Below are 15501 nucleotides of genomic sequence, written 5' to 3'. Positions count from 1 at the left end.
GTCCTGCTGCCCGCGGACCGGGCCGGGCCGTGCGGGTCCAGCGTGCCGCGGGGGCACTGTGCCGGCCGGCAACCGGTCGACGGCGCCGGCCGCCCGCGTTGTGGCTGCCGGAGCACTCCGCTCACCTGTATCGCGCCGGTGGTGCCGTCACCGCCCGTCGGCCACGCGTGCACCTGCCGCCTGGCAGCGGCGCGAGCACGGCTGTGTACTCAGTTGCCGGCAAGGGGGTCGTGACCCCAGTTCATCAGCGAGTGCCGCCACCGCGTGTCGCGTACGTCTCCCGACGGGCGCTGTGCGAGGTGGCGGCGGATGTATCCGTTGACCTTGCGCATGTGGGCGTAGTCCGAGTCCGAGAGGTCGCCCTTCTTCTTGCGCAGGATCTCGACGATGGTGCGACCCGAGGCGTGTCCGGTCGACTCGCCGCCGTCCTTGTGCTGCCCCGCCGCCTGTGACTCGTCGGTCGCCAGCCATTCCTCCAGGGCGGACGGTGTCATGTTGACCAGTTCGCGGAAGGTGTCCCGGATCGCGCGCTGCTCGTCGTCGGTCGTCACATCGGCCACTGTCTCTGCCTCTTCCTTCCGGGTGTCGACGCCCCTTCCACCCTGAGGGAGGCCCGTGTGCCCCGCACTCCGGGAGAAGTGACGAGCGGATGGCCGGCCACCTCGGCGGATCAGGGCCGCCTGGCAGGCGCGCGGCCCGCCCCGGAGCAGGTTTCCCGAGCGACGACCCGACGGCTGGACCCGTACGGCTGCCCTCTGAGTGCGCCACAACCGGCCCGGGGAGAGGGTGGCGCTATGCCCCAGGTGATCGTGTACCCGCCCGCGGAGGACGGTGGCCGCCGCGTCCGCGTCGGCCACTCGTTCGCAGGGATGGCATACACGATCATCGACATCGTCGAGTTCCTGCGGGCAGCCGGTCTGGAGGACGTCGAACCGGATGACGTGTCGAGCGCCGGCTGGATCGAGTGGCGCGGCGGCGGCCCGGAGGCCTGGGAGCACTGAGCGCCATGGACGGGGGCGGTGCGTCTACCTGTTCGCTGATCCGGGAGGACGCGATGCCGTGGCGGTCGAGCCGCTGGCCGATGAAACCTTCTTAGTCCACGACCTCGGCCCGCCGTGGGGCGGAGCGGGTGCAGCCGGTCGACGTTCATTGAGCGCCCCCGGCCGACGACGGTAGCGAACGCATCGAACCGGAGCCGCCCGCAGCGCACTGAGGCCTCGTCCGACGGGTGGCTCGGCCCACGAACAGGTTCTGTCTCTTCGGTCAGCGGCGGTCGGTTCGTGTGGCCAAGCCGCGCCACTGCTCGAGGCGGTTGATGCACCGCTCGACGGTGTTCCGCTGCTTCCGGCCGGGTCCTCGGTCTCCGACGTCCTCTCCGCGGAACACGGATGCCTGCCATCACGGCCTCGAAGGCCGGTGCGACCCCCGCCTGGCTGGCGGTGATGACGAGGGCCAGGGGCCGTGCACATGAGCGGCCGACTCCCTGAGAACCGCCTCCGCCGGCCGGGGCTGACGGTGACAATGGACGTCGATGCACCCCGACACCCGCCCCAGGTCCGGACTGTGACCAACCACCGTGTCCGCTCGGCTCCAACTGGTCACCGACCCCGTCCGCGGCATCGGATACTCGACTACGTCCATGATCGGCAATGCGCCAGGCGATTGCCGTACCGCACCAGCCTCGGAAGGCAGATCTCAGCGTGTTCCAGGAAACCCCGATCTTCAACCGCCTCGTCGCAGAACGCGGTGACGTCCCCGCCCAGGTCCGTGGCGAAGCCGACCGCCTGCGCCATCAGCTGGCGCAGGTCCTGCCCTCCGCGCCCTGGCCTGTCGCCGGCGTGCCCCGGCAGCAGGCTCACTTGGCCGGCGGGAACCTCCCCTCAGTCGGCGGTCAGCACGGGTAGGTCCAAGCCTGCGGGCTGCCTCGGTGGTCGGCGCCTGCGTTCGCTCGCACTCACCTCCTGCTCCGGGGCCGGACGGAGGACGGCCCGGCCCGTCGGTTCACATCCTGAGTGGACTGCGAGCCGTCCTTGGCGCCCGGAGCGGAGATCGTGCGGGTCCCTGGCGCAGGAGGCCCGAGCCTGCCTTGCGCGCACCCCACCGGGTGTGCCCCGTCGCCGGGCAACCAGCCGCTTCCGCCCGCATGCTCTCCCAGTCATCTCACTGTACGAGCGGGTAACCGCGGGCGAGTCGTCTAATCAGTAACGATCTTGGCGTAAACCTTGTGTGCCGTCCTGCCCCCTCTAGCCTCCCGACATGGGATTTCTTTCGAGTCGCCGCAAAAAGTCACGCCTTGCCCCGGAGCTGGACGACCAGGACCTGGGCAAGCTTCTGAAGTCGCTGATGGCGACCACGAAGACCGGGATGATCGCGACGACGGACCTGTGCGTGGCGCAGATCTCCCGTCTCCTGCACCAGCACCAGGGAGACTGGGACCGCCGGACGCACCGGATGGGCGTACTGGCGGACTACCTGGCCGAAACACATCTGTCACGGTCCTGGGCCGCCCGCGAGCCGCGCAACGCCGACGCACTCGAGCTCCACGCCTGGACGCAGGTCGCGCGCGCCCGCCGCCAGGGATCCCTCGAAGAGGCGGCCGGGGTGGTGGACATGTGCCTTCGGGCAGCCGAGATCGCCCCGGACGACCCCACACCCTGGGTGATTCTCCTGGAGGTTGCCCGCCTGGAGGGCTGGGAGCGGTCGCAGGTGTTCGGAGTGTGGAACGAGGTGCTCGCGCGCGACCGTTGGAACCGCGAGGCCTACATGAGCATGCTGGGCTATCTCAGCCCGGAAGAGGCGGGATCACGCGTTCAGGTACTGGATTTCGTGGACTCCCTGGGGCTGCGCATGCCCGCGAACGTGCCCTGCGCGGCCACAGAACTCACCGCTCAGGTCTTCCAGTACCACTGCCTCATCGGCCGGGGCGGAGTCGAAGCACTGGTGGCGCGGAACCACTGGTCCCAGACGATGGCCACGCAGGCTCTCGACCGCGTGGCCCACACGTGGGTCCAGCCGGGCTTCCTCCGCCATGCCAAGGCTCTCGCCGACCTCAACATCCTCGCCTACGCGCTGATGGCCGCCGACCGGCGCCGGGACGCCGCCGCGGTCTTCGAGGTACTCGGAGGCGTGGTCACCCCGTGGCCCTGGCAGGTCGGCGGCGACCCTCTGACCGAGTTCGACCAAGCACACCGGAGAGCCGCGCCCGGCATGTGACACGCCCGGTACCGCAGGACGTCACCCCTGCGCGAGCCGGCCGCGCCCTGGCGTGAAGCGTCCCCGGCGCCGTGAGTGGACAGCGTGATCACGCCGGCGTCAGCATCCCAGCGATGGAGATCGCCGACCCGGCACCAGCGGAGCGTCGTGTCCGGCAGGCCTTCTCGCTCGGCCAGGAAGCCGACTTCCGTGAAGGTGCCGACGATGCCCCCGAGGCCGGCGCATCCTGGGGCCCGAGCGGACCATACGTGCCACCGTGATACGCACGCTGCCGGTCAGCGGGCCGGTCCGCGACGGGGAGACGACCGGACTGGAACCCAAGGGTTCACGTATCACCGGACGGGCGCACCTCGCCCATGGAACGAGCACCATCCGGTACGTCTGCGGTGCTGTCACCTCGAACAACCTCCGCGGTTGTACGGGGAGCAAACAGGGCGGAATTCGGTCGCCCGGCTGCGGCAGGCGACTCGGCCACGCCGGATCCCGCGCTCAACGAAGCAGCCGAGGAGCCGACCCTCCAGCGCGCCGGAAGGTGTCCGGCGAGGCGCCGTCCGCACAGGAGGCCGAGCAGCGGAGCGGCAGGGGGACCGACGAGTCCCCCCCGGGGGGGCGTCCCCGGTGACCGAGACGCAGCCTCATTTCCAGGATCGGTCAACGCGTGCCGGGTCCGGGGAGGGGCATGCGCAGTACACCAGAGAGAGTTACCGCGGCATCGAAGGGATCGACACTGTGTTGTCCATCGTCTCAGCGGTTCTGTTCTTCATCGCGTTTCTGATCAATGCGGCTGACATCTCGACCAATCAGACGTTCACCTCCACGAACATCATGCTCCTCGGTCTCACCCTGCTTGCGCTGCACCTCGCAGGGGTGGGAGGCGGCTGGTCGGCTCGGGGCCGCAGACGCTGAGGACCGCACTACAGGGGCCGCTCCGCACCCCGGGGCCCGTGCGATCGCTACCGGGGTGCGGTGGTCTGTCCCCGCCTGTCAGGGCGGTGCGCATGGTCCGCAGGCGCCGGTGTGCCGCACATTGCTGTGGTAGCCGTTCCAGCCGACGAAGAGCGCGGTGAGTACCGAGAAACCGATCGCCTGACGAGCCGCCCCGGTCAGCACCATCAGCCCGGTGACGGCCGTGAAGAGCACCGCCAGGCCGGCCAGGGCGGGCACCCGGTGGCGCATGCGGTGGAGCCGCTGTGCCACGAGGTCGCGCATGGCCCGACGCTCCTGCGGAGCGGTAGGTACCTCGCCGTGCGCAGCTTGAGATCAAGTGACACGAGATCGTACGCCGAGCCACCGGCGGCATGTATCTCCCTGCGTCGCTGGACGAGCAGGACGCCGATCGCTCCGAGGGACATGACCGCCGTGCGCACCAGGACCGACAGAGCCGATCGCCCCGGGAACAGCAGCACGCCGCAGTACGCCCAGCGCACCGATCCGTGCACGGAACCGGTGGATTCCGCAGGCGAGTCGGGAGCCCCTCCTACCCGCCCACGGCCTGCGTTCCCCCCCGTCCGGCTCCGTGCCCGCGGCGGTCAGACGAAGGCGCTCTGCCCGGTGATCGCCTTTCCGACGATCAGCGTGTTCATCTCCCTGGTGCCTTCGAAGGAGTAGATGGCTTCCGCGTCCGCGAAAAAGCGCGCGACCTCGTAGTCGAGGACTATGCCGTTGCCCCCGAAGATCTCCCGGGCCCAGGCCACGACCTCGCGCATGCGGCCGGTGACGTGGGCCTTGGCCAGTGACGAGTGTTCGTCCCGGAACACCCCGGCGTCCTGCAACCGGGCGAGTTGCAGCAGCATGCCCCAGCTCGACGTGATGTTGCCCAGGCTCTTCACCAGGAGGTCCTGCACGAGCTGGAAACCCGCGAGCGGTCGGCCGAACTGCTGCCTCTCCGTGGCGTAGCGCAGGGCCAGTTCGTACGCACCGATCATGACGCCGAGGGCCTGCCAGGCGACACCACTGCGCGTGGCGCGCAGGATCTCGGCGACATCGCGGAAGGAGGACACGTTCTGCAGCCGGTCGGTTTCCGGCACCTCAACGCTGTCGAGTGTGATGTCCGCGTTCTCGACGATGCGCAGCGACGTCTTGTTGGCTATCTTCTCGGCCTTGAATCCAGGTGTGTCCCTGCCGACGACGAACCCCTTGACCTGATCGTCGGCGACATCCCGGGCCCAGACGACGACGTGGTCGGCGAAGGTCGCGTTGCCTATCCAGCGTTTGGCGCCGTTGAGCACCCATGTGTCGCCGTCGCGCCGGGCCGTTGTGCGCATGCCGGCCGCGATGTCGGAACCGTCGAGCGGCTCCGTGAGCGCGAACGCCCCGATGGTGTCCATCTTTGCCATACCGGGCAGCCAGCGGTCGCGCTGGTCCTGGTCGCCTCCGAGGTGGATCGCGTACATGGCGAGTCCGTTGTGGACGCCGAAGAAGGTGGCAACCGAAGCGTCGACGCGGCTCATCTCCATCGCCATCATGCCCGTCAGCACATGGCTGGCAGCGGGACCGTGGTCGCCATAGCCCTCGTACGGCAGCCCGGCCAGTCCGCTCTCCCGGAAACGGGTGATCAGCTCCCTGGGAAACGTTCCGTCGGCCCAGTGCCCGGCCACCAGGGGCTGAACCTCCTCACGCATGAACGTCCGTGTCTTGAGCAGGACTTTGCGCTCCTCCTCTGTCAAGGCGGCCTCGAAGTCGTAGAAGTCGGCGGCGTTCTGTTGTTCCGTGGGAGAAGTCATGGGGCCCTTCTTCCACGCGTGCGGCGTGCGATGCGTGGGCCGGAAGGAGCTCTGTCCGCAGGACCCCGGATGCGCCCGTCGGCCTGCGAGCCCCACCCGGGCATTCCCCTGCCGTACAAGCCCGCACCGTGCCGTACAAGCCCGCACCGTGCGTACAAGCCCGCACCGTGCCGGCCGTCGCCCCGCTAGATCCGCTCGATGTGCGTGGTCGCCATGCCCTCGGCCCGGTCCGCAGGGTGGTGCGTCCCGGCCTCCCAGAGGCACCAGGTCGACCACAGCAGAAGGACGAGGAAGACGGCGAGCAGCCCCAGCAGCAGCACGGATTGCCGTGCCGACCCGTCGCCCCGGACCATGCTGAGCAACAGGCAGAAGGTCCAGGCGGCCACACCGCCTGCGTACACGGCCCTGAGCCGTCGCAGCTGACTTGTCGGCCTCATCGTCATCCTTCCGAGCAGTCGCGTCACGCGTTTCCCTGCCGATACCCGCGCCACACGACTTCACCGCACGCGATCGCCGCCGCCACGGTTGCGGGCGCGCCGTACCGGCAGACGGAAGAAGGTGTGCGCACCGACACCGAGCGGGGCGCGGGCGTGTCGGCCCCAGGGCCGCACGACCATCAACCGAACGTGTTGCCGTCGCGTGCACGCCGGGCAGGTACCGGGCACGGCGGAGTGAGGCTCCCTCGCGCGGGCACGCGCACCCCACGGTGGACGCCCGTGCGGGCCACCGCACCGGCAGGTGGCGATCAGGGAGGCTGGGGCAAGGGATGACCGAGGAAGCGACCGCGGCGTCAGGGGAACGGCCGGGGCCGGCCGACCACGGCAGCGTCCGGACCCCGCCGTTGCGGCCGGGCGCGTACGATCCGGCCGACTACGCCGCGTCCGTGGTGCGCAGCGCCGAGGAGACGGGGGTGTCACCGCTGCTGCTGATGGCGGTGCTCCACAACGAGGCGTACAAGCCGCACCATCCGCTGCTGGAGCGGCTGTGGCAGTGGTGGAAGCCCGATGCGTCCTTCGGCGTCGCCAACATGCACCGGGCGACGTTCGAGCAGGTGCGGCGGGCGCACAGCCTGGCCGGCCGGTGGCAGGACCTGCGTGACGACCCCGCGTTCGCCGTCCACGTGGCGGCCCTGCACCTGAGGGACCTCGACCGGAACCTGCCCGAGCGGCACACACGCCGCTACACCCGGGACGAACTCCTCGCCCTGGGCTACAACGCGGGTGAGCGCAACATGCGGGCCTTCGCCCGTGGCGTTCCCCCGGGGCCCATGGCCCGTTCCTACCTCCGCCGCCTCCGGGCCAACCGGCGCCGGGCGGCCGAGGCTCTGCCGGCCACCGGCAGACCGCACCCGTGCCGCCCACCGTGGTGACGACCGTCGTGGACGGCCGCCCGACGGCGGTGACCGCGGAAGACGACGGGAACCTTACGGATGTGGGCACTTGAGGATGCAACGGGTGCCCTTCGGCCTCGGTCAGGCGAACGATGTCGCCGCCGGTGGCGTCGAAGGCCGTCCCCGTGCTCCCACCGGCGACCTCGTCCCCTGTTGCTCGCTCTGCCATGTGCCCCGGCCGGCGACCCGCACCGACACAACAGAGCCGCCGGCCGGCTGAGCGCTCAGGGCCACACCGGCCGGCGTTCGAGCGGGGGCCGTCCGGCCTGGCGCGCGGGGGCAGGACGGCTGTGCATCGAACCAGGCCGGAGGCACGTGAGGCGGCACAGGACGGGGCGGCACAACCCGGCATCGCTGGCCGCGACGTGTCCCGACCGAGCGCGGCCGGCGGAGCCGCGCGGGGCCATCATGGAGGTGCGGCAGAGCGGCCGCCGGGAGCAGCTGGATCGAGATGGGGCAAAGCCGTCCCCTGCCCGCGACTCCGGCGGCATGATGTACCGGTGCACGCTCCCCAGCCCGGCCGTTTCCTCACGCCCGCCCTGCTTCCGGCACTGCTCGTCGTCTGCTATCTGACGGCTCTGCCCCTCGGCCTGGCCGACGGGCCGGCCGCTTCAACGGACGTGCTGCAACATCGCCTTGCGACGCTGAGCGGTCTGCAGTGGACCGGCCTCGTCGTGCTGATCCTCACGGCGACGCTCTTCCTGAGCCATTGCGCACCGGCCCTGACCCGTCTGGTGGAAGGCGACCGCTGGTGGGGGAGCGTGTCCCGGCTGCTGAGGGCACGTCAGCGCTGGCGCCGGGAGATCGCGAGACGTCGTCTGACGAGTCAGTTCGAACAGGCCCGCGCCACCTCGGACCCCGAGCTGCTCATCGAGGTGCGGAGCATGTCCGCATGGCTGAGTGAACGCTACCCGATGAACGACGGACTGCTCAGACCCACGGCGCTCGGCAACGCCCTGGCGGCAGCGCACGAACAGATCGAGGACGTCTACGGCCTTGATGTGAGGCTTGCCTGGCCCCGCTTGTACCAGGTGCTGGGCAAGCGCATGCGGACCGAGGCGGACGCCAGAAGCGGACTGCTGCACATGTACGTCTCGTTCTTCGTCTTCAGCCTTCCGGCAGCCGCGGCCTCGTTGATCGCCTGGCCGCGCTCGACCGTGGCCGCCATGGTGTTATGGCTGGCGCCCCTCGGCATAGCGGCGATGGCGTATCCCAGCGCGGTCCGCGCGGCGGTGGCCTACGGGAGTTCGCTCCGGGTCGCCTTCGACCTGCACCGCTTCGACCTCTACGAGGCGCTGCACCTGCCGGCCCCGGCCAATCAGGAGAGAGAGCGGGTCACCAACGCAGCCCTGTCGTCACAATGGCGGCACAGCGCCCTCCGCTCCCACGACCTCTCCTATCCACAGCAGAGTCGGCCCACCGCGGGTGCTGACCACTCCGTCCGGCCGACAGGAACGCCGACCACGTCAGAGGGCGAGGAGACACCCGCACCGGCACCGGGCGAGGAGACGTTGACACCCGCACCGGACGGGTCCCGGACCGACCGGAGGCCCTCCGGTGGCTGGGCCGGCGACGTCGGGGCGACTCGGCCGGGCGAACACGCTCCCACGGACGTGGCCGGTGAGAAACTGCTGAAGGCCGGGGCCTCCGGGGCAGGGGTCCTGGCGACGGTGGGAGCGATGGCCACCGCGGCCGCCACCCCCATGGCAGGCAGTCTGCTGCTCACCGGAGTCGGCGCGATCGGGGCCGCGGCGGTGTTCGCGGCGACCGAGGTGCTGCGCCGCCGGAGTCAGCGTGAGGCGCTGCCCGCGTCGGCCGAGGAGGCACAGCCGCCGACGCTCGACTACGACCATCCTTCATCGCACCCGGCACCTCTCGTCCAGGTGGGGGAGAGCATCAGGGAAGCGCTGTCCCCGTCTCCGCCCAAGGCCTTCCGGGGCGGCCTGGCGGTCACTCTGGAGCAGGCGGACAGCGTAGAACGGGTGGATGACGAGCCGGAGTGGCATATCCGGCAAGGGCGGGAGGCCACCGTCGTCATCTGCGTCGGACTCGGCGCCGAACACCAGCAGCGGCCGGAGCGCCTGTTGAGCGGAGCGGAGGGTGTCGCGGACGAACTGCTGGTGGTGTCCGGGCAGTCGGCCGATGTGGTGGACCTCGACCTCACCGTCGACGCGCCGTTCATGACGGTACGCCCGGCGCGTCACTCGGTGCGCGCCCAGGTCGCGGGGGGACAGGCCTGGTTCCGCTCGACCGTCTCGGCGGTGGAGGCCGGTACCTACGACATCCGGGTGGCGGTCTACTCGTCCGGAGGTCTGGTGCAGGCGCTGCCCCTCTCCATCGTGGTCGACGAAGTACCTCCGGCGGGACGATGAAGCGGCAGTCGTCGGCACCCAACGTCACGATCCGGGCCCTCAGTGGCGCGGATGGCTATCGGCTGGAACTCAAGGGTGCCGGAGATCCCGAACCGTTGCCGCTGCCGATCCACGATCCGTCGATCCTGCGTATGTTGCGCGCCCGCTTCGGCAATGATCTGGAGCGGGCCAAGAACGCATGGCAGAGAGCCGGCACGCTTCCTCTCCAGCAGGCGGGCCCGGCGCTGGCCCACCTCGCGAAGTCGGGCAAACTCCTGCTCTCACGCGCGCTGATCAGGGCGCAGGAGTCCGTCTGGGAGCTCGACCGGGCGATGAGGCGCTGGTGCCCGTCGCTCCACCAGGCATCAGGACGCATACCCGTGCTGCACGTCGAGCCGGGCGTCGCCCAGTTCCTGCCCTGGGAACTCATACCGCTGTTCGGCTTGTTCCGGGACGACCGGGCGGAGAACATGGACGGCCTGAAACAGGCAGCGGGCTCCTTCCCCGGCTTCAGTGCCGTCGTCGAACGTGCGCTCGTCGACGAGACCTCCGCGCAAAGCCGGTGGCTGTCCACGCAAGACGACCGGCTGACATTGCGCTTCCTGTGGCACGCGGACTATCCCGGCGCGAGCGGGGAGCTCGCCTTCTTCCGGACCCGGAACTCCATCCGGCTGGAGGGGCCTTGCCCCACCCCTGGAGACCCCCTGCCCGGGCCCGACACGATCGCCCGTTATCTGGCGGACCCCGGGCTCGGACTGGACGGCAGCCGAGTGGAACACCCCCATCAGATCATGCACTTCTCCTGCCACTGCGTGGCGCGAGCGGGCGACTTCGGCGCCGACGAGGGGGAGTTCGCCCTTCATCTGGCGTCGGAGGACGGCGATTCCGTCGAGATCCCCGTCGAGGACATTCTGGGAAAGCTGATTCTGGAGTGGAAGGAGAGGCGCCACCGCCCCCTCGAGAAGCCCCTCGTCTTTCTCAACGCCTGCTCGACCGGTGTCTACGATCCGTGGACACTGGCCTCCGTCATCGAGCCCTTCCACAAGAACGAGAACCGCGGGGTCATCGCCACCGCGGCCCATCTTCCCGACCGGCACGCCCACGCGTTCTCCCGCCGGTTCTACTTCGAGCTGTTGAACGGCAGGACCGTCGGAGAAGCCCTCTACGAGGCGAAGTGGGACTTGCTCAACGCCAGAAAGAACCCGATGGGGCTCCTCTACTCCCTGTACGGCATGTCGGCCCTCCAGGTGGCACCGCTGCCGAGCCGTACGTACACCGATGCATCACCAGCCCACACCTGACCGCCGTACCACCACCGAGGGGACGACATCATGAGCAGCTCCTTGCCGGACGCCTTCTGGCACGAGATCCGTGAACGGTGCAACCGACTGCCCGTCTGGCTTCCCGGCACTCCCATGGCACTCGGCGACGTGGGCGCCTTCCCTTCCCACAACTGGACGAAGTTCACCACGCTCGAGAACCTCACCATCGAGGCGAAGCCCGACACCGTGGGCGTCGAGGGTGACATCGAGTACGCCTCGAGCGACGGTGTGACGCAGTCGGTCGGTCTGACCCGCTCGGGTGTGACCACCGTGGCCGTCGAGGCGCAAGGAGACGTGAGCTACACCTTCACCCGCAAGGGAGCCTTCGTGCTGCGTACGCGGGACGCGACCGTGCACCGGCTCGCCGATCTCGACGCCGTGGAGCGGCGCGTGCTGGACCTCCATCAGCAGGGGAAATGGCAGCCCGACTGGGTGGTCGTCACCGAGGTACTCGTCGGCGGCCCTAGCCTGGTCCTGGTCTCGGCCGGACGCACGGGCGAGGCGACCGTCCGGCTGCGCGGCCAGGCGGCGATCGATCCCACCACCGCGGTGGCCCTGAGGCCCTCGTTCACGGTGGAGAGCCGGCAGGGTCTGGCCGCATCCTTCGCCAGCACCGCTCCCACCCCGCTGATGTGGCGCGGATACCGGGTTCACGACCCGTTGTTCCGCAAGGCGAAGTTCAGCGAGCAACGGGGCACGGAGAAGTCCGAGAAGGGCCCCGCACCCGCCTACACGTCTCCATCCGCCTACTGGGCGGAGATCGAGTACCCGGAGGACTTGGAGACGGAGTCCGCTGGCCCCGCAGTCTGAGAGACACGCGTCCGTCGGGCGCAACGTCATCGAGAGGTGCTCCGAACAGGGCCACTGAGGCCCAAGGCCCGGCGCGTTCCTTCCCGCACAGGGGTTGCCGCGGTGTGGTGGCCGCTCCCGGCGTCAGGGCAGGCCTCGACGCCGATGTCACACTCGCGGCCCTTGCGGTGTCTTCATGTCGAACAGGCCAACAGGCCACCGGATGAGGAGAACACCATGACCCCGCGCATACCCAAGGCAACGCTGCCCACCGAGCTGAAGGAGAACCTGGTCAGGCAACTCGGTGCCGTGCCGGAGCCCGTAGAGGTGGCCTTCAACCAGCCAGACGTCGCCACCTCCAGCCTGGAGTTCTCCGGGAAGGCGGCCCAGTGGAACGCTTGCGACGAGGGCCTCAAGACGTTCGCGCACATGACCGTCGCGGCGCAGGTCGGCTGCAGCTGGTGCCTGGACATCAACTACTTCGCCGCGCTGAACCAGAACCTGGATCTGAACAAGGCCAGCCAGGTGCCGAACTGGCGGAACTCGGATGTGTTCACATCGCTGGAGCGGGACGTGATGGAGTACGCCGAGGCCATGACGAACACCCCGACGACCGTCACCGACGAGCTGTCGGCGAGCCTGCTTGCCCGGCTCGGTCCGGCCGCCCTGGTCGAACTCACCGTGTTCATCGGCTTCGCCAACCTCTCCACCCGGGTCAACACGGCCCATGGCGTCACCTCGCAGGGCTACTCCGACGCCTGCGAGATCCCGCTGGCCAAGCGTCCCGAGACGCCCGTCGTAGCGTGACGTCATGACCGATGATCCGTTCATCGCCCATCGCAGCCTGCTGTTCACCGTCGCCTACGAGATGCTCGGGTCGGCGGCCGACGCGGAGGACGTGCTTCAGGAGTCCTGGCTGCGGTGGGCCGACGTCGACCACACGCAGGTACGCGACCCGCGGGGATACCTCGTCCGGGTCGTCACACGGCAAGCACTCAACCGCCTGCGGACACTGTCCCGCAGCCGCGAGGAGTACGTGGGGGAGTGGCTGCCGGAACCGCTGCTGACCAGCCCCGATGTCGCCGAGGACATCGAACTCGCCGAGAGCGTCTCGATCGCGATGCTCACCGTGCTGGAAACCCTCGGGCCCACGGAGCGCGCGGTGTTCGTGCTCCGCGAGGTCTTCGACATGCCCTACGGCGAGATCGCCGAGGCCATCGGGAAGTCCGCGGCCACCGTGCGGCAGATCGCGCGGCGGGCACGCGAGCATGTGGCGGCCCGCCGGCCGCGCATCCACGTGAGCCGCTCCGAGCAGCAGGCCGTGGTCGAGCGGTTCCTCCGGGCCCTGCGCACCGGGAAACTGCAGGAGCTCCTGGAGATCATGGCGCCCGACGTGGTCCTGGTCACCGACGGCGGTGGGCTCGTGACCGCCGCTCTGGCACCGGTCCACGGGGCCCGAACCGTCGCGGAGATCCTCGCACGCGCCCCTCGTGTGGTGACCGCGTTCCGGACCACGACCGTCTGGCTCAACGGCGCACCCGCCGGCCGCATCGAGTTCGACGGTGAGCCGGCCGCGGTGAGCCTCGAAGTGGAGAACGGGCGGGTCACCCGGATCTACGTGGTCCGCAACCCGCACAAGCTGACCCGCCTCGATGAACTGGCCGAACTCGCCAGGTAACCCCACCCACCGCCGGCGGCAAGTCGTCGCTGGGGGTTCCGGGCGGCTGCGGCCGCCCCACAACCCCCAACGACGACTTGCCCTGGCACTCACCTCATCCGCCACCACGCCCAGCCGGTCGTGCTCAGCGTGCCAGCGGCTCGCCGCCCGCACCGAGCGACCCAGCCGATCACACGGTGGCCGATTTTCTCATGCTGTCGCACCCGTCAGTCGTAGTCGTATCCGGAGCGGCGGCAACACGAACCGCGGCCCGTCGAGAGCCGTTCGGAGAAGTCCTTCGCGTCGCTGACCGAGGAGCGGAAAGCGTGTTCGCCGATCGGTTGCGCAACCAAGAAATGTAATCCCTGAGCCCACTGGAGTTTTCCCTTAGCCGGTTCACGCCATCTTCGCGTACACGGAGTCGGCGTCGGCCATGGATGAGGAAGAGAAGTACGCAAGGCCGGGCGCCGGGGCAAGAAGTACCAAGGGATGGCGCACCACGTGGTGCCGGCCCGCGTCGCGGACACCGCCGCCGTACCTCTCCGCCCCTGACCGTGTGACCGGACGGGACCGGCCCTGTGGCGGTCGGCTTGTACAACCGGTTCTCCCAGATGGCGGCACGTGCCGGCGCCGCGCCCATCCATGACCGTCTCGATCCGTCGAGCCGGTTCGGGGCGGGCCGCCGGGTCCGGCCATCCCACAGACCTCACCTCCCTTGCGGCCGTCGGAACGCCCGCCGTTTTCGGGATGCGAACTCGTGGCTCATCGCCATTAAGACATGTCCCGGCCCGTCTAAATACGGCTGGCGGAAACGAGTTATGGCGCCATCGGGGCCGCACCGGGCTTCCATCCAGACCCGAGTGGACGTCAACCACCGGTGTGCAGAGTGTGCGGCAACGGATTCCGGTTCCGGATCGCTGTCAGGAGGTGCGGGTTGTCGCTGGCCGAGCAGTTGACGTACCCGGCTGTCGATCTCGACGAGATCGAGTTGTCGTCCGTCTGGGTCGAGTCCCGCCCGATCACCCGCGTACCGATCGGCTCGCTTCTCTTCGACGACTCCCCCCGGCTGGACGGGGAGGACCACGACCATGTACGGGTGCTCGCCGAGGCCGGGGACTGCCTGCCGCCCATCATCGTGCACCGCCCCACACTGCGCGTCATCGACGGCGCCCACCGGATCCGTGCGGCCCTGCTCAACGGCCGTACCGAGATCGACGCGCGGCTGCTGGACTGCGACGCCGCCGCCGCCTTCCTCCTGTCCGTCAGAGCCAACGTCACCCACGGTCTGCCACTCTCCCGTGCCGACCGGGCGGCCGCGGCGGCACGCGTCCTCCTGACCCACCCGCAGTGGTCGGACCGCGCGATCGCCACCGCCACCGGGATCTCCGACAAGACCGTCTCCCGGATCCGTTCGCAGTCCTCCGCAGCGGACACCGCGCAGTCCGGAGCGAGGCTCGGCCAGGACGGCCGGGTGCGCCCCCTGGACAGCGGTCAGCGCCGCCGCCGCGCCGCCGCGATCTTCCTCGACCGGCCCGACGCCGGTCTGCGCGAGGTCGCCCGCGCCACCGGGCTCTCCCCGGCCACGGTGCGGGACGTGCGCCTGCGCATCGACCGCGGCGAGGACCCCGTCCCGGGCCGCTATCGCAACGTGACGGGCGCAGAACGTACTTCCGCTGTCGCGAACCGGCAGCGCACGCCCGCCGCCGCCCGCGTCGACGGCGAGGCCGTCCTGGTGGACCGGCAGAAGCTGCTCGCCAAGCTCAGCGAAGACCCCTCCCTGCGGCTCAGCGAATCGGGCCGGCGCGCCCTGCGCTGGCTGCGCCAGTACTCCGTCGACGGCAACGGCATCGAGACCCTCCAGCGCGGACTGCCCGGCCACTGGGTCGCCGAGGTCGCCGACCTGGCCCGCAGCTGCGCGGCCGCCTGGAGCGAGCTGGCCGAGCAGCTGCAGCAGTGCCCCGAGTAGTGCCCCGAAACAGCGCCCCCTCCCCACGACGTACGAGCACATCGCACGCGCATCCCGGGGCACCGGACGCACCGCCACCGCTTCCGCCGC

At 69.8% G+C, this 15501-nt stretch carries 16 protein-coding genes and 1 pseudogene; 12 read left to right on the top strand and 5 right to left on the bottom strand.

Annotation, left to right across the window (positions count from 1 at the left end; all coding sequences use genetic code 11):
- Positions 1–209: 209 nt before the first annotated feature.
- Positions 210–551, bottom strand: coding sequence for a DUF3140 domain-containing protein (locus ABZ079_RS23625; RefSeq protein ID WP_356941427.1), 342 nt, complete (start codon positions 549–551; stop codon positions 210–212).
- Positions 552–794: 243 nt separating this feature from the next.
- Between ABZ079_RS23625 and ABZ079_RS23620 the strand changes: the two genes are divergently transcribed.
- Entirely contained in the window at positions 795–1001 is a 207-nt protein-coding gene (locus tag ABZ079_RS23620) for a hypothetical protein (RefSeq protein WP_356941426.1), read from the top strand.
- A 262-nt stretch (positions 1002–1263) separates the two neighbouring features.
- On the opposite strand, the pseudogene ABZ079_RS23615 reads toward ABZ079_RS23620, so the two are convergent.
- Positions 1264–1474 (bottom strand): annotated as a pseudogene (locus tag ABZ079_RS23615) (IS5/IS1182 family transposase); the annotation flags it as partial.
- Between the two features lie 226 nt (positions 1475–1700).
- Here ABZ079_RS23615 and ABZ079_RS23610 point away from each other — a divergent pair.
- From ABZ079_RS23610 to ABZ079_RS23595, 4 genes are all read left to right on the top strand, one after another.
- Positions 1701–1904, top strand: coding sequence for a hypothetical protein (locus ABZ079_RS23610; protein ID WP_356941425.1), 204 nt, complete (start codon positions 1701–1703; stop codon positions 1902–1904).
- A 352-nt stretch (positions 1905–2256) separates the two neighbouring features.
- Complete coding sequence (locus tag ABZ079_RS23605; RefSeq protein ID WP_356941424.1) at positions 2257–3213, top strand: hypothetical protein; 957 nt, start codon at positions 2257–2259, stop codon at positions 3211–3213.
- Positions 3214–3326: 113 nt separating this feature from the next.
- On the top strand, positions 3327–3473 hold the full coding sequence (locus ABZ079_RS23600; RefSeq protein ID WP_356941423.1) for a hypothetical protein: 147 nt from the start codon (positions 3327–3329) through the stop codon (positions 3471–3473).
- Between the two features lie 358 nt (positions 3474–3831).
- Positions 3832–4119, top strand: a complete 288-nt coding sequence (locus ABZ079_RS23595; protein WP_356941582.1) for a hypothetical protein — start codon at positions 3832–3834, stop codon at positions 4117–4119.
- 78 nt (positions 4120–4197) lie between these two features.
- On the opposite strand, the gene ABZ079_RS23590 is transcribed toward ABZ079_RS23595, so the two are convergent.
- The 3 genes from ABZ079_RS23590 to ABZ079_RS23580 form a co-directional block, all read right to left on the bottom strand.
- Positions 4198–4422, bottom strand: coding sequence for a hypothetical protein (locus ABZ079_RS23590; RefSeq protein WP_356941422.1), 225 nt, complete (start codon positions 4420–4422; stop codon positions 4198–4200).
- Positions 4423–4742: 320 nt separating this feature from the next.
- Complete coding sequence (locus ABZ079_RS23585; protein ID WP_356941421.1) at positions 4743–5936, bottom strand: acyl-CoA dehydrogenase family protein; 1194 nt, start codon at positions 5934–5936, stop codon at positions 4743–4745.
- Between the two features lie 185 nt (positions 5937–6121).
- Positions 6122–6373 (bottom strand): hypothetical protein, encoded by a 252-nt coding sequence (locus ABZ079_RS23580; RefSeq protein WP_356941420.1) that lies wholly within the window; start codon positions 6371–6373, stop codon positions 6122–6124.
- Between the two features lie 329 nt (positions 6374–6702).
- On the opposite strand from ABZ079_RS23580, the gene ABZ079_RS23575 reads away from it, so the two are divergent.
- The 7 genes from ABZ079_RS23575 (at position 6703) to ABZ079_RS23545 (ending at position 15411) form a co-directional block, all read left to right on the top strand.
- Entirely contained in the window at positions 6703–7305 is a 603-nt protein-coding gene (locus ABZ079_RS23575; protein ID WP_356941419.1) for a lytic transglycosylase domain-containing protein, read from the top strand.
- 521 nt (positions 7306–7826) lie between these two features.
- Positions 7827–9698 carry a hypothetical protein gene (locus ABZ079_RS23570; RefSeq protein WP_356941418.1) on the top strand — a complete coding sequence of 624 codons (1872 nt, stop codon included), beginning with the start codon at positions 7827–7829 and terminating at the stop codon, positions 9696–9698.
- Complete coding sequence (locus tag ABZ079_RS23565) at positions 9695–10978, top strand: CHAT domain-containing protein (protein ID WP_356941417.1); 1284 nt, start codon at positions 9695–9697, stop codon at positions 10976–10978. Before ABZ079_RS23570 ends, ABZ079_RS23565 begins: the two co-directional genes overlap by 4 nt.
- A gap of 30 nt (positions 10979–11008) precedes the next feature.
- A complete protein-coding gene (locus ABZ079_RS23560) occupies positions 11009–11809 on the top strand; it encodes a hypothetical protein (RefSeq protein ID WP_356941416.1) in 801 nt (266 codons plus the stop codon).
- A gap of 216 nt (positions 11810–12025) precedes the next feature.
- Entirely contained in the window at positions 12026–12595 is a 570-nt protein-coding gene (locus tag ABZ079_RS23555) for a carboxymuconolactone decarboxylase family protein (protein ID WP_356941415.1), read from the top strand.
- Between the two features lie 4 nt (positions 12596–12599).
- Positions 12600–13466, top strand: coding sequence for an RNA polymerase sigma-70 factor (locus ABZ079_RS23550; protein ID WP_356941414.1), 867 nt, complete (start codon positions 12600–12602; stop codon positions 13464–13466).
- A 913-nt stretch (positions 13467–14379) separates the two neighbouring features.
- A complete protein-coding gene (locus ABZ079_RS23545) occupies positions 14380–15411 on the top strand; it encodes a ParB/RepB/Spo0J family partition protein (RefSeq protein WP_356941413.1) in 1032 nt (343 codons plus the stop codon).
- The last annotated feature ends 90 nt before the right edge of the window (positions 15412–15501 follow it).

It is taken from the genome of Streptomyces sp. NPDC006314, assembly GCF_040613075.1.
Classification (GTDB): domain Bacteria; phylum Actinomycetota; class Actinomycetes; order Streptomycetales; family Streptomycetaceae; genus Streptomyces.
This window is presented reverse-complemented; position numbering and strand designations above follow the sequence as displayed.